Genomic DNA, 24073 nt, shown 5'->3' on the forward strand with positions numbered 1-24073 from the left:
CGTAGTTGGCGCATAATGCAGCCAATCCCCCATTAAACCCGCTACCAATGGCACTCCATTTCCAGTCCCCGATATGGCGGTACAGTTCTCCTACCACCACTGCCGTCTCCTCTGACAGATCAGAACCATACTGAAAGCGGTATAGCTCCGTATCATTGATGCGATCCCTAAGACTTAATTGGAGTCCGGATAAATCCTTCATCCGATGATTTCGCTGCTCACCTTCATAGATTGTCAGTGTTAACGCAATACGGTCATATTTCTCAGGTAGGCGAGTGAGCGAGATAGATATACTCTCTCCCCCGTATTGTTCAGCAGTTGAATGTATTACAGCTCCTTCTGATGAAGCCGGATTTCCATAGAAAATAAAATCCTCGTCCCGTTCACACCGGCTTTGAGCCGACAGTAAAAAAGCCGCTGCATCGACGCCAATCTCAGCATTTTTATTTGTCCAGCCAAAAGAGACTATCAGCTCGCTTACATTCTTCCCTTTGGTTAGGTCTACTTTCTGCCCTTTTAACAGATCCATAGTTTCATCTCCTTATCTTTGCTGCATATTTCCAACTCTTATAGATAAGAGATACCATATTAACTAACCTTTGTAAATTGAATGGATTGTAATTGATCATCCACTCCTTTAAAATTAGCTTATATGATGAATAAGGGGCTTTACCTATGAATTTTACAGCGATTGACTTTGAAACTGCCAACTCCAGCCGCTCCAGTGCCTGCGCATTGGGGCTTGTTCAAGTGAGAGAAGGCGCAGTAAGCGCCGAGCATGTATGGCTGATTGATCCGCAGCAGCGGTTCGATGGCATGAATATTGCAATTCACGGGATCACGCCCTCGATGGTTGAGGGTAAGCCTACGTTTGATGAACTGTGGCCAACGCTTGAACCGCTGCTGCAGGGAGAGGTTGTGGTAGCGCATAACGCTGCTTTTGATATGAGTGTCCTGCGTTATTGTCTGGACCGCTCGGCCTTCAGCTATCCGGATTTCCAATACATGTGCACCTACCTGCTTGGCAAAAAGATGCTGAAGGAGCTGCCCTCCCATAAACTGAATGTGATATCCCAGTATTTCGGGATCAGCTTGAAGCATCACGATGCACTGGATGATGCCAGGGCGGCAGCGGCCATTCTGCTCAAGCTGATGGAACGCGGGCAGCACACGGATCCCTTACATCTTGCAGGGAGTCAAGGCTATAAGGCCGGAACGATGTATGCCGGCGGCTATACCCCTTTCAAGTCTCCGCCTAAGAAAGCTGCCAAGAAACCTGCTGCCAAAAAATCTGCCACCAACAAGCCTTCGGGTGCTCCGGGTCTTTCTTCCTCTTCGCCTGCCCTGGGCCAGAAAGATTTCGGCGGTTCATCTAGCTTTTGCAGTTTCTCTTAATTCCGCCCTGACCGCCAGCGCGTCCCCAGTACGAAGAACCCCCGATCCATGTAGCGGATCGGGGGTTCTTCTTGCTTCTTCTTACTACACAACCCTATCTATATCCATTGAACTTGAAAACCTACTAAAAGGGTAAGTGACGGAGGAGAAGTTTGGAACTGGAGGAGCGGCAGCGGCCGCCTTTATATTTGGATTTCTACCGCATCCAGCGGTTTCAATCAGGAAATCCAAATATAACAGCGGCCGGAAGTCCAAACATTCTCTGCAGTTACGTCCAACCCCTAAATAGGAAGCTTTCACTTCACTGAATATTGAACTTCAAATCTTCAACCGATACACAGCCTTATTCTCCAGCCCCCGGATGAACGGCGTCCACTCTTCTGTCTCCGGTGTCGTATCCAGCGCGTCTTCCACCATCTGCAGCTTGGCATCCATCGCATCAATATGGTGAAGAGCCACGGCTTCTGCCGTCTGCGGCTGAACCGGGCTTCCCCACTCACCCAGGTTATGGTGGGATAATACGAGATGCTGTAAGCCGAGCACTTTTTCCGATTCCAAATCAATATCTGAACGGATCGCTGCCTCGGTGATCCAATTGGACGCCATAGAGATATGGCCGATCAGCTTACCCTGCACACTGTAGTCAGACACAATCCCGAACTGCGAGATCATTTCCTCAGGCTTGGCGATATCATGCAGAATAATCCCCGCCTTCATCAGGTCGGGATTCAGGAACGGCCGCTGCTTGCAGAGGAATTCCCCAATTTCCAGCATCCGCACCATATGATAAGCAAGACCGGCAAAATACGCGTGATGATGGGTTTTGGCCGCCGGATAATGCATTAATTTCTCTTCTACTTTGCCCACACAAAACGATACAATGGCCGCAATCTCCGGGTCGGTGATGCTATTCATCACTCCCTTGATGGTATGAATCAGATCCACCGGACGGATGGGTGCGGATCTGATAAAATCAGTGAGTGATACATTATCCGAATCACTTGCCAGTCTGATCTTGGTAACCTTCACCTGAAGCTTTTCACGGTAAGTATGCGCAACCCCACGTACCTTCACAAGCGCCATCGGGAAAAAAGTCTCTTTATCCGTTGTACTTACATCCCAAAATTTGGCCGAGATTTGACCGCTGGAATCACCCAGAACAATATCAAAATAATCCTTTGGAGGAGTACCGTTTGTTTGTTTGATTGCCAGCTCCCGTAATAGATAAAAGCCGACAAATTCATCCTGTGGAGATAGCTGTTTAATAAGTGTCATTTTGGAGCCTCCCATTACTAACAGGACCTAAGCCTGTTGTGTATATTAAACTTTAGACATTCACCTCCGAAATCCCTCTAATTACTATACGATTCCTAATTGGAATTATGCTCTCGTCCCATTCTCATCCTATCATAACCCGTTCTTCATCGATAAAAAAAGGGGTTATCCCAGGCCAATTGCAAATGACCAAGGACAACCCCTTCAATGCTTATTAGGAAAATTACTTGCCTGCGGTTTCCAGAGCGGCTTTGATCGCTTCTACCACATCAGCAGAGACTGCTTTCTCTGCATCATTATTGCCGAATGCCGCTGCGCGGTATCCGTACTTGTGAAGGCCACTGCCAGTTGAAGTATTTTCGATTTCCGCTTTCACAGCTATTTCAGCTGCGGTCAGTTGATCGTATGGTTTTACTTTGCCTGCATAGTCCAGGAAGTAGAGAACCATGTTCACAGGAACACCGTTTTTGACAACAACCATAACATTTACCGACTTGTCAGTACTTACTCCGATAAAAGTCCCGTCAAAGTAAGCAGCTTTGTTAGCTTCTACCACTTCGGCTTTGCCGTAGGCTCTGTCCACAGCGGCCTTTAGGGCCTTGCTGCTGCTGGTTGCGCCAGATACTGCATCTACTTGCTGAACGCCTTCTCTGGTGCCTGCAGCAAGGAAGCTGGCTGTCAGCTGAGGAAGGGCTTTTTGTACTTCAACATAAGCGGCTTTACCCAGGTCAACCATATTCATGCCTACACGGGTAAGCGTTACATTTACGATTTTACCATTACGCAGGGTAACATCCGCTTTGTTCGTTCCTTTGTCATAAGCGTCACCATAGGCGGTGAATGTACCGTCTTTATAAGTGCCTTGGACTTTGGAAGCATTGGTCAATGCGTCAACCAGAGCTGCCTTTGCTGCTGCAGACAAGGTTTCCTGACCGTTTACATAATCCATTTCTACGCCTTTATCCAGCATATTTGCTGTAAGCTGGTTCACCAGCGTTTTTTGTTCTGGAGTCAGCTTGTCGTCAGCAATCAGCTTGCCGTCGGCTCCAAACAAGCTCATTTTAATACCAGTCACCTGATCTGCTGCTACATCAACAAGCAACAGGACTTTGGAAGCATTGTCTACACCGGCAAATTTACCGTCAAAATACTGGCCGGCTGTTGGAACTTTCAGCGCCTTTTCAAATGCTCTTTCTACAGCCTGATTCCAGCCGTGGCTGCTTTCGGTAGCGCCGGAAATGCCGTCTACTTTCTCATCATAATTAGCGATATAAGAACCGTTAGCAAGCAATTTTGCAGTCATTGGTGCATTGGCTTTTACCACTTCGGCATAGGCAGATGCGCCTCTGTCGATCAGGTTGGTGCCCAGTCTGTACAGTTTTACATCTACCAGCTTGCCGTTGCGGATAATAACATCTGCTCTTTCTACGCCTACGCTTCTTGCAGTACCGTAGGAAGAATAGAATCCGTCAACGTAAGCGGATGTGTTATTGATGGTAGCGTTTTGTTCAGCATCCCAGAAAGCCTTGATAGCAGCCTTGGATTCTGCTTCGTAGCCGGCAACTGGCTGAGCGGAAGAACCGTTAGCGAGCAGTACAGGTGAGATTGCCGCAATCGCAGCAGTCTGTTCTGCAGTGTATGTCTTCTCATCCACGAAACTTCCATTGGCATTCAGCGGATACAGCTTAACAGCGGTAAGCTTGTTCGCATCGTAGCTGGCGAATACTGCGTATTTGCCTTCTGGATCTACACCCATATGGTCTCCGGCAAAATAAGTAGCATCAGCAGGCTTTACTTTAAGTGATCTTTCAAACGCTCTGTCTACCGCCAGCTTCCAGCCGTTGCTGGAGCGTGTTGCGCCGGAAACGGCATCCACTGCTGCTGCACTGTCTCTGGTTTGGCCAAGCAGTCTTTCTTTCATCAATCCGTAAGCCACCCATACGCCGCTGTAATTGTCGCGTGCATTGACATCGATGATTTTCGGATTGGTTCTCATAAGCTCGATAGCCGTAATTTTTCCATCTTTGATGGTTATTTTAGCGCCTTCAGTGCCTTTGGAGTAAGCGTTACCATAAGCAACGTACACTCCATCCTGATACACAGCTTGTTTTACTGTTACAGGTTTAGCAGTTGCTACCGGTTTTGCTGTGGCAACTGGCTTTGCTGTCGCAACTGGCTTGGCCGTGGCAGCAGGTTTGGCTGTAGCAACTGGTTTCGCTGTGGCAGCTGGTTTGGCTGTCACTTTTGGCGTTACAGCCGGTTTAGCTGTAGCAACTGGCTTAGCTGTCGCTTTTGGCGTTGGTTTCACTGTTGGCTTTGGTTTTGCCGTTGGCTTTGCTGTTGGTTTCGGTGTTGGCTTAGCCGTTGGCTTTGGTGCAGCGGCTGGTTTGGCTGTAGCTGCCGGTGCTTCTTCTGATGCTGCTGAAACCGCATCCACCTTCAGGTTCAGAGCAGGTGCATTAATCGTGTACGCAAGTGGCGCGAGCAGCAAAGCTGCGGCGACTGTCAAAGAAATTAGCTTTTTCAATGAGTATTCTCCTTTACCATATCCCCAGTAGTATGTAGCATTTCAAATACAAGCTTTACCATGCTTATCGTCTCTTCTGTTCTTATGAAGTTCCTGCTTTGTCTTCATAAAACATAAGAGCTCATCCCCCCTCTCCAGTTCGTGCGCGACCCATCCCGTGTACGAAAGAATGCATCCATTTTATATGGTCTATACAAAAGGTGAATTAATTCACATAAAAGGATTCAAGCCTGCCGGCGGTAATTTCTGGCTTGATGGTATCAAATTCACCCTTTCATTCTCTGTATACAAAATCACATACCCTATAAGAAACATCACTATTTCGCAATTAATTCAAAATAGATACTTTTATTACCTTCCGTTTTCTCCCATTTACTCCGGCTTATGATAATCATGTGATTCTTTATACTGTATTCTCAATAATGGATGTGATAGTTTAGAACGATGTCTATTGAATAGAAAGAAAAATAATACAAGCCGCCCATCCGCATCAAAACATGCGATTAGAGCGGCTTGTCAGCCTGATTCCGTAAGGACTCTATGAATGAAAGTTAGACTCATGCAGTCAACTGTTTGTATTTGGAAGTCAATTCCTCGAACCATTGCTTATCCTGTAACGACAGTGCAAAATCGATTAATTCGGCAATTTCTCCCGGCTGCAATTCAGGTGAATCATTGAAACTCACCTCTGCCCACGCCACAGCCTCTCCGTCAGCACCTTCTGCAAAATCATAAGAAAAACGAAGCTTGATATCACTCTCCAAAAATTCGTTCCTCAGGAAGTACAGCACCTCACACATCAGAACCGGCCGGGTATGGTTATCGAAGACACACTCCATAACCTTGGCCCAGTAGTGCTGGTTGCTGAGATGCAGCTTGTCATTGGTTAACAGATACTGTTCCCCTTGAAAATCATTGACGAACCTCAGTTCAAGCGGCTCCATTTTAAAAATCGCCGCGATTTGCTTTCTGGTGATATTCACGATGTCCTGCGTATCCAATCTCATCATTTCATACACCCCGTTCCTCATATTTGGGCTTTCCGTACCTTGTCATCATCACAATAAGGCAATAATTTTAACTAATTTAAAAGTATTATCGTCTATTTCCTGCTGTTTGTTAATCTTTTTCATAAAATTTTTAAAAAAATATGTTTCTTAATGTGATGAAATGGTTAATTTATATGTTTTGATTACAATATCGTTACTTTTCACGGCCCGAGGAGTCTAAAAGTACTACGTCAGCGATTATTTCCATAGTAAAAATGGGGTATCCCGGTCAAATGAATGACTGTAGACACCCCATCGTTTGAATTGGCTATTTTGAACTATACAAACAAGGAAACGAGTTGAATTCCCTCTTCCGGGGAGATGCGGACCAAGCCTTTATCGGAGATGCGCAGGGTCGGGATCACCGCCAGCGCAAGCAAGGACAAGGTCATAAACGCATAATTCAACGTACACCCCGAATCATAAAGCGCCTTGCTGATCGCCGCAGATTGTGCCGCTGCAATTTCGAACGGCTCTACGGACATCAGTCCGGCAATAGCCAGCGGAAAAAGCGTGGTTCCGGCGGCTGTGATTACAGCTACACCGCCCTGAGCTTCCGCTACCGCCCCCGCCGCTGTCGCCATCAGCTGATCATCATTGCCAATCACCAGCACATTATGGCTGTCATGGGCCACGGTCATAGCTATGGCCGCAGGCTCATGGAAGCCGATTCCTGCCACAATACCAACCGATTTGTTGCCGGTTCCTTTGTGGCGCTCAAAGACAGCTATTTTGCAAAGACCGTTATCCACTTGCAGTCTCCCTGCTTCTACGGGCAGCTGCAGAATAAGCTCCTCTGTCTCCACATGGTTCTCAATAACACGGATGACCCGTGTTGATTGACTACCCGTTTCAATGGGGGTACGGATCACAAAATCCTCAGCCACTGGGAGCTGCGGCAAATGAACCGAGGTCAGCACCTCATCAGGATACGTATATGTCTCAAGGGGAGCAGTCATGAACCCATTCTCGGCCACCACAACACCTGCCGCTATAGTCATCACTACATGAACATCCGCCAGATTGCCGTCCAGCAAAATCATATCGGCACAGGATCCCGGTGTAATCGAGCCGATATCACGGGCAACCCCAAAGCGTTCAGCAGTGTTGATCGTCGCCATTTGAAAGGCTGTCACCGGCTTCACCCCTTGCGAGATGGCATGGCGCACCACAAAATCCATATGGCCTTCGTCGCGCAAGGATTCCGAACTGCGGTCATCGGTCACGAGCAGCATCCGGCGCGGGTCCAGCCCATGCTCCGTGTGTGCGGTAATCGTCTTCGCCACATCATGCCAGGCGGAACCGCGCCGCATTTTGGCATACATGCCCAGACGGACGCGTTCGATTACATCCTCAGCCGTAACACACTCATGGTCGCCGGTTACGCCAGCGGCCGCATACACAGGCAGCCTCCAATCATTCGAAGGCCAGGTGAAATGCCCGTCCACCACCCGGCCTGCGCGCAATGTCGCCTGAATTTCCCCGAGCATTTTTGCATCGCCGTAAACCACACCGGGGAAGTTCATCACTTCGCCCAGCGCAATAACGTCATCGCCCCAGGTATAGGCTTCCGCTACCTCGTCAGGTCCTATGGAAGCGCCGGTCGTTTCAAATTCCGCACCCGCCGATGGTACGCAGGAGGCTACCTGCATATATGCAGCGAGCGGTGTTCCTCGCATCTCCTCCAGCATCAGCTGAATACCCTTCAGGCCGAACACGTTGGCAATCTCGTGCGCGTCGAAGAACCCGCCTGTAGTACCAAGCGGCAGCACAGCGCGGGCAAATTCCGTCACGGTCAGCTGCGTGCTCTCAATATGGCAGTGTCCGTCCAGCAGGCCCGGAGCCATATATCTGCCGGCGGCCTCAATGACCCGGGTGCTTTTTCCGATCATGTGTGAGACGTCCTTGCCCACATATGCGATACGTCCGCCCTGAACGGCGACAGACATTCCCTCTAGAATTTCACCAGAGCATACATTGACGAGTTTGCCGCCGGTAATAACCAGGGTAGCCGGCAGATCGCCTCGCGCGGTGGCCACAAGATCAGGGACACAATCGGCAAGCGGTTTTCTTTCAAATAACATGTACTTCTCTCCTCCCATGGGCATATATAAACAGCATTATACCGGATAGGATCGCTTTAATCCGCATTTGCCTCATATACATCTAATGCCGCCTGAACGCCAAGCCCGCAAGGAACCGCATAGCCGTGCCGCAGCAGGGCAGCCTCCAGCGCACCCAGCACACGCAGTACATTGTTCTCACGGCAGCTGAAGCCCATGGTGCCAATGCGCCAAATTAGCCCTTTTAATGGACCGAAAGAGCTGGCAATCTCAATGCCAAAGCGGCTAAGCAGTATCTCCCGCACCGACTCTCCGTCCACCCCTTCCGGAATGAGTACACAGGTCACAACCGTCAGCTTGCTCTCCGGGTCCCCATACAGTTCTAGGCCCATTGCCGTAAGTCCAGCGACCAGCGCCCGTTCGTGCAGAGCATGCCGGGTATGCCGCTCCCGAAGCCCTTCTTCCAGCACGAGCCTCACCCCCTCCCGCAGTGCATAGAGCATGGAGGTCATTTCAGTGTGGTGATTCAGCCTCTGTTCGCTCCAGTAATCCTGCAGCATGCCCAGATCAAAATAATTGCTGCGAACCACTGGCAGCTCACTGCTCTGAACTCCGCCTGTGCGCAATCCGCGTTCTACCTGTTTACGCTTCATAAGTTTGGCTTCGGCTCGCTCATTATAGGTTACCGGCGCCATGCCTGAAGGAATGGACAGGCATTTCTGAGTGCCGCCGATAACGGCATCCAGCATCCAGGCATCTGTCTCCACCGGCACCCCGCCAATAGTCGCCACAGCATCCACAATCAGCAGTGCATCATACTCACGGCAGGCCCGCCCAATCCCGGCCAGCGGCTGTACCCGGCCAGTCGAGGTCTCGCCATGAACCATGGCAACCACGTCAGGTTGGAAGCTCTTGATCGCGGTGATGACCTCCTCCGGCGTAAATACACTGCCCCAGGCTTTCTCGATCGTGAATACCTCGGCACCGCAGCGTTCGGCGATCTCATGGAGCAGATGGCCGAACCGTCCATAGATCGGAATCAGCACACGGTCACCCGGAGCGATCAGGCTGACCATTACCGCTTCAATACCGGAGCGTGAGGTACCGTCCACGGGATAAGCCCATTTATTCTCCGTTGCGAACAGCTCGCGCAGCATGCCCATCGTCTCATTCATAATGTCTGTAAATTCAGGATCGAATTGTCCGAGTACCGGAAAAGACATCGCCCGCAGCACGCGCGGATCGACCTCTACCGGTCCGGGGGTCATAATGCACCGCAGGGACGGAGACAAATCTTCGTACCGCTTCATGATCATCTCTCCCTCTATAGGTTCAGCTTTCCTCATAGGCAAGCTTATATAATAATGCTGTCAGAACATCCAGCCCAGCCGCCAGCTCGTCCGGTGAGGAGTATTCTTCCGGAGAATGGCTGATCCCTGCCCGGCTGGGCACAAAAATCATCGCCGCCGGACACCCTGGTGCGAACAGCTGGGCATCATGCCCCGCTCCGCTCACCATACTGCGGAAGCTTCTCCCCTGCTCCTGGCAGATGTGTTCAAGGGCTTCACAGAGCGCCTGGTTCATCGGTGCGGGAGACGTAGCCAGTGTCTGCTCCAGCTCAAGTGTAAGCCCGCGCCGGGCCGCAATCTCTCCAAACTTTGTCATGACCCGGGAACAGAAGCTCTCCAGCTGCTCTGCCTCACTGTGGCGGATATCCAGCGTGAACTGCACTTCGCCTGGGATCACATTCGAGGTTCCCGGAAAGACTTCCAGCCTGCCGGTGGTGGCTACCAGCGGCTCTCCCGCTTCAATAGCCAACTGCTCAAGCGCAGACAGCATCTCCGCTGTACCGGCAAGCGCATCCTGGCGCAGCCCCATCGGCGTTGTTCCGGCATGATTCGCGGTTCCAATGACTCTGGCAGTGAATCGTCTTTGGCCAACAATCGCCTGCACCACCCCAATTTGCTGAGCGGACTGCTCCAGAATGATTCCCTGCTCGATATGCAGTTCGACATACATCCCGATGTCGTCTCTCCGGGCAGAATTCATGAGGCGGTCACCATGATCATCATGATCAGGCTTGCTCCCCTGGTTAGGCAGGTCGCAGGACTCCATCGCCGCCATAAGTGTAATTCCCTCCAGATCAGAGACACACTCTGCCACGCTTTCGTTATATAGGCCCGTCACATTCCCGGAACCCCAGAACGTCAGCGGAAAGCGGCTCCCCTCCTCCTCACAGAACGCAGCCACCTCCAGTGTCCGCAGTGGCGGCCCAAAGGTCTCTGCCAAATAATGCATCGCGGTGACAGCAGCCGCTACTCCATAAGCTCCGTCATATTTACCGCCGTTCACCACGGTGTCGATATGGGATCCGGTAAGAATGACTTTATCGGAATCCTGTGATCCGCTCAGCCGTCCAAAGACATTACCTACTGGATCCGTATGAACCTCAAGCCCGAGCACAGCCATTTTTTCCTGCAAAAAATGCTGTGCCCCGCTCCACTCCGGCGTATATAGCAGACGGGTAACACCCGGCCCAGGGGTGCTGAACGCTGCCAATTCCTCGAGCAGCTTCAGCATATCTGCAGCCGGGGCGTGCAGGAACGGCCTCTTCATAGAGCCGGCTGCCCATAATTAATTTGCAGCCATTCCCCTTTGTCCGGCGACACTACCCCTTGTTCAGCGGTATATACCACATTCCCCCGGCAGATCGTGGCTGTAACCTTGCAGGATAAAGTCATTCCGGTATAGGGGCTGTGCTTGTGCCGATAGAACAGATCCTCTGCAGCCAGTGTGTAATCGGCCCTTGGGTCCAGCAGCACCAGATCTGCATCCAGTCCAACCGCGATGGAGCCTTTGCGGTGGTTAAGTCCGAATCGCCGCGCAGGTTTCTCCGACAATAAAGCCGAGACTTGGGTGACCGGTAGTCCGCGCACATGAACTCCTTCATGGAACATCAGCTCCAGGCTGCTCTGGGCCCCCGAGATCCCGCCCCAGGCTTCAAAGAACGTTAAATCAGGATTTAGCTTAAGCTCAGGCGGACAAGGCGAATGATCGGAGGCGATCAGATCGATTTTGCCGGCAGCCAGCACCTCCCACAGCTTTTCCTGCTCTTCTGGGCTTCGGAGCGGCGGAGCACATTTGGCTACTGGCCCCAGCTGTTCCATGCTGTCTTCACTCAGCATCAGATAATGCGGACAGGTTTCTGCCGTCACATCCAGTCCGCGCTGCTTCGCAGCATGGATCATCTCCATCGCGGCAGCCGTGCTGATATGTACGAAATGCAGCCGGCAGCCGGTACGTTCACTGTACAGCAGCGCCCGTGATACCGCCTCAAGCTCCGCTATCGCAGGACGGGAAGCAGCGAAGTCCCGCGCCCCGGTCTTACCGCTGCGAATAGCATCCGCCGACAGCACGGCCGTAATATCTTCACTCTCCGCATGCAGGGCAAGAATACCGCCGAGTGCGGCGATTTTTTGCATTCCCAAATAGAGTGTCTCATCATCCACCTCACGGAAACGCCCTTCTCCTTCACCGCCAGGATTAGAGATAAAGGCCTTGAAGCCAGTTACACCAGCCTTCGCCAGATCCTCTAAATCCTCCAGATTCCCTGGAACAAGACCGCCCCACAATACATAATCCACTGCAGAATTCCCGGAGGCAGCTTCAGTCTTGAGCTGAAGTGCAGCCTGATTTATCGTAGGCGGATTCCCGTTCAACGGCATATCCGCATAACAGGTACACCCTCCTGCCGCCAATGCTGCCGAACCGGAACGAAATCCTTCCCAGTGGCCAAACGCCGGTTCATTAAAGTGCACATGCATATCGATCATTCCCGGCAGTACATAGTGCCCCTCCGCATCAATGACCGTGGTTTCAGCCGCCGCCCGAAGTCCCTGGCCCAGTGCAGCGATCTTTCCGTCCTTAACCCCAACATCCAGCTTCCGCACTTCTCCGGGCAGCACGACATCTCCATTTCTGATAATAAGCTCGTATGATTCCTCCATGAATGGGTCACCTCCGGTCATTTACTCTTGCTCTATTTAGCTCCCCCGGTATGTACTGTAGCCACCAGGAGCAACAAGCAGCGGAACGTGGTAATGGTCTGCCGTATTTGTGATATTGAACCGGATCGGAACCTGTTCCAGGAAAAAAAGCCCTTCCAGTCCACTAGCTCGAAAGTAATCTCCAGCCATGAACAGCAGCTCATAGCAGCCCGGGACTAGTTCCACACCTTCCAGCAGCGGAGCATCCAGCCTGCCGTCATGGTTTGTAGTTGCCTCACGCAACAGCTTGCCTGAGCCTTCCGCAAGGCTCCAAAGTTGCAGTTTCATCCCCGCGGCCGGCAATCCACGTGACAGATCCAGTACATGTGTTGTCAGACGCCCGCTCATGCTCCTGGCCCTCTTTTCCAGCTATGTCTATCTATCAAGCGGATGCTCACAGACTGCTGAACCGTTCCCGCATTCATTTCCAAGTCATCAGCAGCCCCAAGTCTGCTTCCTGCATTCCCCAACTCACTTGCTATACCTACTATCCCCGCTCCAGTCATGGTAGAGCACCTCCGCTGGTTCTATTGGTCCTATATCTTCTGTTCCAATTCACTCTCGCTTTATAGCTCTGGAGCCTTCTCCTGGATCAGATCATTCAGCCGGAAAGCGGTGATTTTGCCGATCTCGGCAAACGCCTGCTCCCGCTCTTCCTCCAGTGTCCGGTTCACACGTGCTTCAATAGACTGAATGATATCATCCTTATTCTTGCCGCGCACAGCCAGGATAAAGGGGAAGCGAAATTTATCCGTATATGCAGCATTCAGCGCTGTAAGCTTGGTGAATTCCTCCGGAGTCAGGCGGTCCAATCCAGCCCCCTGCTGCTCCGCTGCCGATAACGGACTGACCTGCAGCCGTGTCGCCAGATCCGGATGTGCACGCAAAAGTTCCTCTACCTGTCCTTGCTCCGCATTCCGCGCCGTATGCACCATAACCTTGTGCAATTCTGCGGTGGAGTGAAACGGAATATGCGCATAAGTACCCTCCGCTACCCAAGGCGAATGTTCGAAGATTCCTCCAAGATTCACTACAAATTCCGCTTTGCTCATACGGTTTATATCTTCCAGTGTCAGAAATATAGGCGGTGTCGTCGTCACAGGCTTTCCTTCTTTCTCTAGTTAACTCATTCCCGATTGTTTTTAATTTTAACTTCTTCAAGGTACGTTTCATAGCTTAATCGCCGCATATTTATACATTCAGAAACGCTGCTCCCGAACGTACGGTGTTCCCAGTGATTCCGGTGTGCCGGAGGGCTTGTTGCGGTTGCGGTATCCGAGGTACATAAGCACCAGAATCGTTACAACGTATGGAATCATCTTGAGGAAATAGGGTGGAATCGTACTGCCGAGCAACTGCATGCGAAATCCGAGTGAATCAAGCGCTCCGAATAAATAGGCACAGAACAATGCGCGAAGCGGATTCCATCTGGCGAAAATCACCAGACCGACGGCGATCCAGCCCCGGCCTGCCGTAAGCCCTTCATTCCATGTAGGTGCGTAGGACAGCACCATGTCGGCACCCGCAAGGCCAATCAGCACCGTCCCGGCAGTGACATAGCTGTAACGGATCAGCTGTACGCGGATGCCCATAACGTCAGCTGTCGCCGGGCTGTCTCCAACAGCCCGCAAATGCAGCCCCCAGGAGGTGTGGTGAATCAGCAGATGCAGCGCAAGCACCAGCAGCAGGCTGAACCAGGTCAGAACATCCATCCGGCCGAAGATATCACCGACCACCGGAATCGGCTTGACCCAGCTCAGATCCAGCTTGGGCGAAGGACCCGGCAGCGGAATCCCACTGATGGACTTGCCCAGATAAGCACTTAGGCCACTGCCGAACAGGGTCATCGCCAGGCCGGACATGGTCTGGTTGGCGCGCAGTGTAACACACAGGAAGGAATGCACGATGCCAAGTACAGCAGTGATAGCCATGGCCGCTAGGAGAGCCAGCAGCAAATTTTCTGTGCGGATATAGACGATACAAGTAGTGACCGCCCCCATCAGCATCAATCCCTCCGCCCCAAGCTGGATAATACCTGCCCGTTCATTCAGGATACCTCCAAGTGTAGCCAGCAGCAGTGGTGTTCCGGCCGATATGGCAGCTATTAGTAACTGTGTAGTGAAATCCATGGATAAACTCCCTTCTCTAAGAGGATGCTGCTATGCGCTCCGGCGGATGCGGAAACGGTGGATCATATCACCGGCGATCAGGAAAAACAGGATTGCACCCTGCAGCATTTCCGAAATGGACGAAGGCAGTCCAATGGTTTGCACGCTGTAGCCGCCGACTATAAGGCCGCCGAACAGGATCGAAGTGACGATCAGACCAAGCGGATTCAACTTGGCAAGCCAGGCGACAATAATTGCGGTATAGCCGTAACCCGGTGAGATTCCCTGCATTAGCTTATGTGTGACCCCGGACACCTCCGCCATGCCTGCAATACCGGCCAGACCGCCGCTGATCAGCATGACAATAATAATATGCTTCTTGATGTGAATTCCTGCATAACGCGCAGCGGTCGGATTGGCACCGATCAGCCGCAGCTCATAACCCCAGCGGGTGAATTTGATCATCAGGTAATAGATGGCTACCGCCACCAGACCAAAGATCAGCCCGATATGCAGTCTCGTGGTTCCCAGCACCGGAAGCGACTGGGCAGCAGTGAACATCGGTGAACCCGGGAAGTTGAAGCCCTTAGGGTCTTTCCATGGACCAAACACTACATAATCCAGCGCAAGCAGTGCGACATAATTCAGCATCAGAGAGGTAATCAGCTCATTGACACCGAAATGGGTCCGCGGAATCGCAGTCATGAGTCCCCAGAGAGCTCCGGCGGCTGTTCCGAATACCAGCATCAGTGTAATAGACCAGAAGGAAGGCAAATCGGGAAAATAGATGGTTACCGCAGTAGCGGCCATTGCCCCGACGGTAAGCTGTCCCTCTGCGCCGATATTCCATACTGAAATGCGGTATGCAACAGCAATCCCGAGTCCGCACAGCAGTAACGGTATCGCTTTAACCATGGTTTCCGTGAAGCCATAGGAGGTGCCGAAGGCTCCGCGGAACATTTTTTCGTATACAGTAACCGGGCTCATGTCGTTGGCTGCGATGAACACCGCACAGAGCAGAAGCGCCAGAATAATAGACAGAACCGGTGACCACCAGGGGGAGCGCGTACGGCTTGCGTCATACTCCAGACGCATGGGGAACCATTTGCCGGGTTTGGCCGGAACGGAGTTCATCAGTACGGTGTCAATTGTATTTTTGGGACTCATATGGCGCTTGCCTCCTTGTTCCGGATTCCGGCCATGAGCAGGCCAATGTTCTCCCGGTCCGCATGCTCATGATCACTCTCACCTATGATCGAACCGTTGTACATCACCAGAATCCGGTCAGACAACTGAAGCAGTTCATCCAGATCCTCGGATATCAGCAGCACTCCGCTGCCCGTACTGCGCAGCTCCATCAATAAATCATGCACTCCGGCAGTAGCGCCTACATCCAGCCCCTGCGTAGGATGGACCGCAACCATCAGCTTCGGCTGGTGGCTCACCTCACGGGCGAATAACAGCTTCTGCTGGTTGCCGCCTGACAACTGCTGTACCGGGGTATCCAGCTCTGGCGTTTTGACATTGAAGCGTTCGACCAGTGCCTGCGACCAGGAACGGTTTTTAGCCGCCTTCAGGAATCCGAATTTGGAGTGTTCGTCACTGCGGTAAGACTTGAACAGCAGATTATCTACAGAGCCTAGACGTCCGGCCAGGCCGCTCTTCATCCGGTTCTCCGGCACATGGGAGATGCCCGAATCAATAGCGCCGCGAACCGAAGCCGATTTTACCGTCTTGCCATCAAACTCGATGTCGCCGTTCTTCCAGGTACGTAGCCCCGTCAGTACTTCTGCCAGTTCTTTCTGTCCATTGCCGGCAACCCCCGCAACCCCTACAATCTCACCTTCGCATACCTTGAGGGACAAGCCGTCCAGCGCCTTGCGGCCGTGATCGGCAATGACCTCCAGATTATCGACCACCAGCAGAGGTTCCCCAACGGAGGCTTCGCGCTCCTGGCGGGTAATTTCAACCTCACGTCCAACCATCAGACGGGCCAGCTCCAGTTCATCCGTCTCTGCTGTGGCCAGTGTTGCAATCATTTTCCCTTTGCGCATGACAGAGATACGGTCAGAGGAGGCCATAACCTCCTTCATTTTATGTGTAGTCATGATGACCGTCTTGCCAGCCTGCTTCATGACCTGCAGGGTCGCAAACAGCTGCTCCGCCTCACCGGGAGTCAGCACCGAGGTGGGTTCATCCAGAATGATGATATCTGCGCCTCGGTAGAGCGTCTTGACGATCTCCACACGCTGCTGCTCGCCGACGGACAGCTGCCAGATTGGACGGTCCACCGGGAATTTAAGCCCGAACCGCTCCGCCAGACCTTCAATTTCCCTGTGTTTATTCTTAACCCATTGGCTGCCACGCCAGAAAGACGACTTTTCGCCAAGCACGATATTCTCCGCTGCCGTGAGACTTTGCACCAGTCTGAAGTTTTGAAATACCATGCCGACACCAAGGAGTGCAGCATCTTTGGGGGAACGGATTCTGGCCGGCTGGCCGTGAACGAGAATCTCGCCTTCATCCGCTCTGTATACCCCTGAGAGCATACTCATGACCGTGCTTTTACCTGCTCCGTTCTCACCAAGCAGCGCGTGAATCTCACCCGCATTTGCCGAAAAATCGACTTGATCGCTTGCCGTTACAGAACCGAATTTCTTCACAATCCCGCGCATCTCAACCGAAGGGTCCTGCATGATGGGACGCTCCTTTCCTTATAGTTGTAGTACGGGTGGAGAAGGCTCCGCTGTTCGGAACCCGCCCCACCCATAAGGCCTTGCATTATTCACTTGGTTGCAGCGCTTATTTCGGGATGGTGCCTTCAATGCCTTTGGCCAGCCAATTCATGGACAGAACTTCTTCAAGGGTCAGCTTTTGGCCTTCCTGTACCTGAATCTTGCCTTGGTTGTCAGTGATAGGGCCGGTGAATACATCCAGCTCTCCGCTGATGATTTTGGCCTTGGCATCTTCTACAAGCTTCTTCACATCATCCGGAACTTTGCTGCCGAATGGCGCAATGTCGATCATACCGTCAGCCATATCCCCGGAATACTGTTCGTTCTTCCAGGTACCGTCCATTACGGACTGAACAGCCTTCACATAATAAGGTCCCCAGTTCCATACAGGGTTGGTCAGATAATTATCCGGAGCATATTTTCCCATGTCGGAGTCATTCCCCCCGGCAAAAGCACCGCGTTCTGCTGCAGCCTGCAGGGTTGCAGGGGAGTCCTGGTAAGCGAGCAGTACATCTGCGCCTTTATCCAAAAGACTGATTGCCGCCTGGCGTTCCGTTGCAGGATCATACCAGGTATTCGTCCAAACCACATCCACCTTGATATCCGGGTTGACACTCTGTGCGCCCAGTGTAAAGGCGTTGAGGTTATAGATAACCTCACTGATCGGGAAGGCTCCTACATATCCAAGGTGATTTTTCTTGGTCATTTTGCCGGCTGCAATGCCCGCCAGGTAGCTGCCTTGATAGTTTTTGCCGAAATAGGTTCCCATGTTAGCGGCTGTTTTGTAGCCGGAAGCATGCATGAATTTCACGTTTGGAAATTTATTGGCTACGTTAAGGGTATAGTCCATATATCCGAAGCTCGTTGTAAATACGATGTCATGACTCTGGGCAAGCTCGGTGATGATGCGTTCGGCATCGGCGCTCTCCGGAACATTTTCTACAGTGTCCGCTTTAATGCCGAGCTCCTTCTCCATATATTGACGGCCCTGATCATGCTGGTAGGTATATCCGCCGTCACCCGGAGGTCCAATGTAGACAAAGGCAACCGTCGGCTTCTTCGCTGCCGGCTCTGTTGTTGCCGCCGCCTCTGTTGTTGTGCCCGCATTCGATGCTGTCGGCGCTTCCGTGCTGCTGGCTTTGTTGCCGGAGTTATTGTTGCTTCCACACCCTGCCAAAACCACCGCCAACAGGAACATTAATACGAAGCTGAAAGTAACCGCTTGACCCCTTTTTTTCATAATTCTCCTCCTCCAGTAAATCTCTCATAATAGCTCAAGCCATTAATGTATCTCTACTATACTGAGACACAGCGTCCGCGTAAATTTATATAACATACGTTTGTGCCGTTTTATAAGAACTGATGTTTTTTTTGTGCCAAACGCACTATAATTCCTCGACCAACTTTAAAATATGTGATATTTCATAACACAAAAATTAAAATCAGTGATTTTCATGTCATTTCTTGATGTATCAGGTCGGTATATGTATCACCTGTTTGAAATCTCCTCGGGGAATCCTTCAATCTTGCTCTAACATGCTGCGGAAAAGAAACACAAGCTTGAGGCGCATGAGATCATTGATCTTTTTGAAATCAACATCCAGCAGTTCGCTAAGCTTCTCAATCCGGTAGGTGGCAGTGTTGCGGTGAATAAACAGCTTTTTTGCGGTCTCATTCACATGTCCGTCATTCTCCAGATAGACCTCCAGGGTATGCAGCATTTCCCTCACATACTCGGGTTCCCGGCTCTGAAGGTTGCGCAGACTGCTGCCGCAGTATTTCTCCATGGTTTCAGCCGGTATCTGGCGCAGCAGCAGGTTCAGTTCAAGCTGACGGTAATGCACAACATTTCCGTACCCTCCCCAGTGCCGGGACATCCCCATACATTCCTTGATCTCAGCAAATGCTTCCTTCAGCCCTTCCGGCTTCACCTTGGAGCTGCTGAGTGCAGCACGGGGATAGAAGCCTTTGTCGAATTTCAAATTATCGAAACAGGCGTTGACCCATTCCCGAAATTGTTCCGGGCTGTGCGGACCCGCCGGATACAGCGATAACAAGCCGTCATCTATCATCACATGGATGCCATTCAGCTCATGCAGCTCCGGCTGCTCCAGATATTCTTCCTTTAAGCGAAGCAGTTCTCCGAGGCGCGCTTCTCCTGAAACGGCAGTATCGGTAAGCATCAATTGAAACGGAGCCTGCAGCAGTTCCACCTCCAGTTTGGCAGCAGCCTTGGCCATTTCACCGCCGGACATTCCGCCGCTTAGGAAGCGCCGTAAGAGTCCACTGAACTCCCTGTGCTCAGCATGCTCGAAATAATCTTCATAACCGGAATGGATATGGTAGGATATCAGCTCGCCCCCCTGAACAAACAAGCTTTCTTCCACAGGCAGCAATAAAGGGTCAATGGAGCAGTATAAAAGATAACCGGAGCACTTGTCGCCCTGCAGCAAGGGGATCCGGAACCCGGTTTTGTCACCGATGCGGAAGCGCTGGTTCCGGCTCTGCCAAGGCCAGCCTTCCAGCAGCTGCGGCGCTGCGTTGTCCGAATTATTGAACACCACATCTCCACGGGCGCTGATGACAGCCAGCGGAGTCTCAATTACTTCCGATACCGATTCGAACAGCGGGCGGCTGCGCCCGGACCGCAGGGCGAAACGCATTAGCTTACGCTGCTTATCCATGATGCTCTGAAGCACACTGGTGCTGCGCGTAAGCTCAGCACGGAACAGTCCGTTCATCTGGTCGGAGAAGGTAAACTGGAACGGCAGCTCAATCAGCGGAAAATTCAGCGTCTCCGCTTCAGCAATCAGCTTCTCCGGGACTGCGTCCCAGAATCGGCCCAGCTTGATGCCAAGACCCGCAGAGCCGCGACGGTTCAAGGTCTGAAGTAACGCCGATGCATCCTCCAGACTGTCCTTAATTAGATAAGCTGTCGTAAGCAGCATTTCCCCTTCTTTGATCCAATCGGAAATATCCGGGGCATCCATCACATTGATTGATTTGATAATCCGGTGTTTGCCCTTCGAGCCAGCAATCAGCCTCGCTTCGGACAAAGGATAAATGGACAACGCTTCTTCGACCGTAAGTTGCATGGCCACCCCTCCTTATTTTAAAATCATGCATTGGAAATCCCCTCGCTCTAAATGTTATGTTATGTAACATTATAGATAAAGAGACCTATGATGGAAAGAGGAAAATGCAGATATTCGATTATTATGTAAGATAATATAACACATATCACACAATTTTAACGATCAGACTCATAACAGAAAGCCTAAATAACACAGAAAAAACCTCCCTTAAGTAAGGAAGGCATCCATTTCTGATTATTCATAGGAAACCAAGGGAATGCCCATACTTGTTCACCGAACATCCCCCTCCTTGTCTCATCCGCTAAACTCCTGACAATAAGAAAACTCCCGATTCGCAGGGTATGCGAACCAGGAGTTCTGCCATCTTCAAAGAACTGTTCATTTCCACATACGCCGGACCCATGAGAGCAGCTGCAGATCCTGACCATGACCGCCTATCACGGATAAGCCCAGCGGCGGGCTGCCGGGTCCCGGCACCGGCAGCGTCACTTGCGGCAATCCGGCTAAGCCGGCGATACAGCTGAGCATCATCGCACCGCTGCGGTTCTGCTCCAGCTGCGCCAGATCCCCGCCGCGCAGCGGTGCGGGGCCGGGCACGGTCGGGAGGACGATACAACCGTCCTCTCCAAGCAATTGCCGCAGCCGGGCTGCTATCTCCGCGCGCATCGCCTGTGCGCGGCTGTGATCCTGCCCGGCCAGGCCTGCCGCCCACGCGAAGCGGGCGGCAACATCCGGGCCGAAGAGCGGCTGCGCATGCTCTATCCATGCCCCGTGGGTCGCCCATATCTCGGCGCCCTGCAGTTCCCTGAAGATATTCATCCATGTCTTCAGTCCCTCCGGCGCGATCTCCGTCACGCCGGACCGTCCCGCACCGGCCTGCAGCTGGCGCAGGCCTTGCTTCAGGCTGGCTGCGCTGTCCGCACCGGCCAGTGCCCAAGCCTCCGGCACGATGTGGAGCATGTCCATCTTGCCTTCCCCGCTGCCCGGAGCCGCTGCTCCGAGCAGGACCTCACCCGCCCGCTGAAGCAACTCCGGGCTGTCGGCGATCCAGCCTACGGTGTCGAAGCCCGGCGCGAGCGGAATCACGCCTTCCATCTCCACCGCACCATGCGTCGGGCGGAAGCCGTACACGCCGCAGTACGCCGAAGGCACGCGAATGGAACCGCCCGTATCTGTTCCCAGGGCAAAATCCGCATAACCTGAGGCTACCGCCACCGCCGAACCACTGGAAGAGCCGCCAGGGATACGGCCTTCGGCACGCGGATTGACCGGTGTTCCATAGTGGTAATTCTCTCCGCCGAGGCTGTACATCAGCTCATCGGTATGCGTGGCCCCCCGTAGGCTAGCCCCAGACTGCAGCAGCCTGCGGACGGCTGACGCATGGGCAGCTGACGGCGGATGGCTCCGCAGCCAATCCGGATTGCCGGCAGAAGAACGATGCCCAGCCACTGCAAATACATCTTTTACAGCAAAGCTAAGTCCAGACAGCTTGCCGCTTACCGAACCCGTTACCTCAAGCTCCGGGTCTATAAATGCTCCATTCTGATTATCCAGGCCCATCAGTTCCTCTCCTCTCCTCCCGGACAACCCGGGCTATATCTATCTGACATGTAAGCCTCTCGCTTCAAACCTCTAACGTTTAGTCCCTAGCCTCTACAGATTGAACTTGGAAACCTTGATGAAGGGGGCGTTATCCTTAGTGGAAAAAGGATCACTAATCCAACTCCTTCGGCTAATTGAAGATCCTATGTGAGAAAAAGAAAGGATAACTAATTCTCCTGACAGCGGCCGTTTGGGGTGAACATCCTTGAATTAGGTGTACAAAATCCCATTAACTCCTTCTGTAGCCCGGGTTACAGCCAATTTAGTTCACCTTTCTTTTTCCACTTCGCTTAAGTTTCAAGGAGCTTCACTACGTTCATCAAGCTTCAAGTCTACGTTACTGTACAAAGTGCAACAGGCTCTACTTTGAACAGAAATCCATCCTACCCCCGGCCTACCAGCCAATAGCGGACCCATCGCAGCGAGGATCTGTTCCTCCGCTGCGATAGCCGTTGTCATCGATAGCAATCGCATGGGCATGCCCCACAATTCCATCATAGCCCCCCACGGTGCGCACCAGATGGCCGGCTTCGGATAGCTGGCTTAGCACTGCGGGTGCCACTCTACCCTCCACCTTCAGCTCCTGGGTGGGCTCACCCCAGGTTCTGCCCCACACAAAACGCGGTGCGTTCACAGCCGCCTGGGGGTCCATCCCGTAATGCAGCATACGGGTCAGAAGCAGACTCTGCGTCTGCGGCTGGCCTTCCCCGCCCTGGGTGCCATAGAGATAGGCCGGCTTGCCGTCACGGCAGGCCATCGCCGGCATCAGCGTGTGAAACGTTCGCTTATGCGGCTCCAGCGTATTGATGTGCCCGGGGTCCAGCGAGAAAAATGAGCCCCTGTTCTGCAGCAGAATCCCCGTGTCGCCAGCAACGACGCCTGAGCCAAACTCAAAGTACAGACTTTGGATAAAGGAAACCGCGTTTCCTTCATCATCTACTACCGCCGCAAAGGCGGTATCCCGGCCCACCGGCTCACTGCCAAGCGCTGCTGCCTTCGCAGGTGAAATCGAAGCCGCCAATTGCTCTGCATACCGCTTATCCAGCAGCTGCTCCAGTGGAATCCGGCTGAATGCCGGATCCGTGAGTACCCGGTCCCGGTCGCGGAAGCTCAGCTTCAAGGCCTCTACCAGAAAGTGGTAATATTCATAGGAGCCATGCGGGATGTCTCCAAAATTGTAGTGTTCTAGGATATTCAGCGCCATCAGCGCTGTGAACCCTTGAGAGTTTGGCGGAACCTGATAGACTGTGTGGCCACGATAATCCGTAGATATAGGCTCGTCCCAGTTCCCCTCATGAGCGGCAAAATCCTCCCGGGTGAGATACCCGCCGGAAGCCCGCATATATTGACTTATATCATCGGCAATCTTTCCCTTATAAAACGCGTCCCTGCCCCCCTCTGCCAGGACCCGCAGCGTCGCAGCCAGCTGCTTCTGCACAAACCTGCTTCCGGCTGCCTGAACCGTACCGCCGGGAAGATAGATCGCGGACGCCGCCGGGGACAACGCCGCTCCTGCCAGCATGCTGTTGCCGTACTGGTCCGGCGACATCGGAAAACCGCCCGCGGCGTAGCCGATCGCCGGCTCCAGCACCTCCCCCAGGGTCAGGCGTCCATACTCACGCTGGACGGCTGACCAGCTGTCCGCCATTCCGGGTACCGTAATGGCACTGCGCACCCCGCGTCTCGGAATCGCATTCGCGCCGGCGTAACAGTCTCTGCGGACGCCGTAGCCGGAACGTCCGCTGCCGTTGTAAGCCCGGACGCGCCCTTCACCGGCGCTGTAAGTGAGCCAAAAAGCATCGCCGCCCAGTCCCGTCATATGCGGATAGACCACAGCAAGCGTTGCGCTGACCGCTACCGCCGCATCAAAGGCGTTGCCGCCGTTTTGTAGAATTCGCGCTCCGGCGGCAGAAGCCAGATAATGGGGGCTGACCACCATCGTTTTTGTGCCGATTACAGGACCTGTCGTCATGCTACCCATCTCCCATTCCTGTCGTTCAAGTTAGTGTCATTTAACAGCACCGCAAAAACCTTTGTCAATCCGGGCAAAAGAAAACGCACGGGCCGCTCCTGTTTTTTGTGAGCTGTGCACAAAGTTTCGTGGAACCGCCTTCCTTCAGGTAGCTGGGAACCGATCAATTGTATAGAATAAGCTCAAAATAAACCCAAAAAACAGAC

17 protein-coding genes and 1 pseudogene are annotated in these 24073 nt (G+C 52.6%); 1 reads left to right on the top strand and 17 read right to left on the bottom strand.

Annotation, left to right across the window (positions count from 1 at the left end):
- Positions 1 to 13: 13 nt before the first annotated feature.
- A pseudogene (locus A3849_RS33595) lies at positions 14 to 529 on the bottom strand (TerD family protein); the annotation flags it as partial.
- 146 nt (positions 530 to 675) lie between these two features.
- Here A3849_RS33595 and A3849_RS15945 point away from each other — a divergent pair.
- Positions 676 to 1395, top strand: coding sequence for a 3'-5' exonuclease (locus tag A3849_RS15945; protein ID WP_074112311.1), 720 nt, complete (start codon positions 676 to 678; stop codon positions 1393 to 1395).
- Positions 1396 to 1713: 318 nt separating this feature from the next.
- Here the strand turns inward: A3849_RS15945 and A3849_RS15950 are convergent, their stop codons facing one another.
- From A3849_RS15950 to ggt, 16 genes are all read right to left on the bottom strand, one after another.
- The gene (locus tag A3849_RS15950) at positions 1714 to 2670 is read right to left on the bottom strand and encodes a 3'-5' exoribonuclease YhaM family protein (protein WP_074112312.1); all 957 of its coding nucleotides are present in this window, start codon (positions 2668 to 2670) and stop codon (positions 1714 to 1716) included.
- A gap of 223 nt (positions 2671 to 2893) precedes the next feature.
- Entirely contained in the window at positions 2894 to 5197 is a 2304-nt protein-coding gene (locus A3849_RS15955; RefSeq protein ID WP_074112313.1) for an FMN-binding protein, read from the bottom strand.
- 557 nt (positions 5198 to 5754) lie between these two features.
- Positions 5755 to 6207: an IDEAL domain-containing protein gene (locus tag A3849_RS15960; RefSeq protein WP_074112471.1), complete on the bottom strand. Its 453-nt coding sequence runs from the start codon at positions 6205 to 6207 to the stop codon at positions 5755 to 5757.
- 317 nt (positions 6208 to 6524) lie between these two features.
- Positions 6525 to 8330 (bottom strand): adenine deaminase, encoded by a 1806-nt coding sequence (locus A3849_RS15965; protein WP_074112314.1) that lies wholly within the window; start codon positions 8328 to 8330, stop codon positions 6525 to 6527.
- A 56-nt stretch (positions 8331 to 8386) separates the two neighbouring features.
- Positions 8387 to 9619, bottom strand: coding sequence for a pyridoxal-phosphate-dependent aminotransferase family protein (locus A3849_RS15970; RefSeq protein ID WP_074112315.1), 1233 nt, complete (start codon positions 9617 to 9619; stop codon positions 8387 to 8389).
- A gap of 22 nt (positions 9620 to 9641) precedes the next feature.
- Positions 9642 to 10925, bottom strand: coding sequence for a Zn-dependent hydrolase (locus A3849_RS15975; RefSeq protein ID WP_074112316.1), 1284 nt, complete (start codon positions 10923 to 10925; stop codon positions 9642 to 9644).
- Positions 10922 to 12316: an allantoinase gene (locus A3849_RS15980; RefSeq protein WP_074112317.1), complete on the bottom strand. Its 1395-nt coding sequence runs from the start codon at positions 12314 to 12316 to the stop codon at positions 10922 to 10924. The genes A3849_RS15975 and A3849_RS15980 overlap by 4 nt, the downstream gene beginning before the upstream one ends.
- A gap of 36 nt (positions 12317 to 12352) precedes the next feature.
- Positions 12353 to 12703 carry a hydroxyisourate hydrolase gene (gene uraH / locus A3849_RS15985; protein WP_074112318.1) on the bottom strand — a complete coding sequence of 117 codons (351 nt, stop codon included), beginning with the start codon at positions 12701 to 12703 and terminating at the stop codon, positions 12353 to 12355.
- A 218-nt stretch (positions 12704 to 12921) separates the two neighbouring features.
- Positions 12922 to 13455: a 2-oxo-4-hydroxy-4-carboxy-5-ureidoimidazoline decarboxylase gene (gene uraD, locus A3849_RS15990; RefSeq protein ID WP_256700795.1), complete on the bottom strand. Its 534-nt coding sequence runs from the start codon at positions 13453 to 13455 to the stop codon at positions 12922 to 12924.
- Between the two features lie 99 nt (positions 13456 to 13554).
- Positions 13555 to 14484, bottom strand: a complete 930-nt coding sequence (locus A3849_RS15995; RefSeq protein ID WP_074112319.1) for an ABC transporter permease — start codon at positions 14482 to 14484, stop codon at positions 13555 to 13557.
- 30 nt (positions 14485 to 14514) lie between these two features.
- Positions 14515 to 15597 (bottom strand): ABC transporter permease, encoded by a 1083-nt coding sequence (locus A3849_RS16000; RefSeq protein WP_372237773.1) that lies wholly within the window; start codon positions 15595 to 15597, stop codon positions 14515 to 14517.
- A gap of 29 nt (positions 15598 to 15626) precedes the next feature.
- Entirely contained in the window at positions 15627 to 17159 is a 1533-nt protein-coding gene (locus A3849_RS16005) for an ABC transporter ATP-binding protein (RefSeq protein ID WP_074112321.1), read from the bottom strand.
- Between the two features lie 106 nt (positions 17160 to 17265).
- Positions 17266 to 18438, bottom strand: a complete 1173-nt coding sequence (locus A3849_RS16010; protein ID WP_074112322.1) for a BMP family ABC transporter substrate-binding protein — start codon at positions 18436 to 18438, stop codon at positions 17266 to 17268.
- 280 nt (positions 18439 to 18718) lie between these two features.
- On the bottom strand, positions 18719 to 20293 hold the full coding sequence (locus A3849_RS16015; RefSeq protein ID WP_074112323.1) for a PucR family transcriptional regulator: 1575 nt from the start codon (positions 20291 to 20293) through the stop codon (positions 18719 to 18721).
- A 378-nt stretch (positions 20294 to 20671) separates the two neighbouring features.
- Entirely contained in the window at positions 20672 to 21853 is a 1182-nt protein-coding gene (locus A3849_RS16020; RefSeq protein WP_083613534.1) for an amidase, read from the bottom strand.
- A 436-nt stretch (positions 21854 to 22289) separates the two neighbouring features.
- Positions 22290 to 23867, bottom strand: coding sequence for a gamma-glutamyltransferase (gene ggt, locus A3849_RS16025; RefSeq protein WP_074112324.1), 1578 nt, complete (start codon positions 23865 to 23867; stop codon positions 22290 to 22292).
- Between the last annotated feature and the right edge of the window lie 206 nt (positions 23868 to 24073).

The sequence above is a fragment of the Paenibacillus sp. P46E genome (genome assembly GCF_001909095.1).
GTDB classification, from domain to species: domain Bacteria; phylum Bacillota; class Bacilli; order Paenibacillales; family Paenibacillaceae; genus Paenibacillus_AQ; species Paenibacillus_AQ helianthi.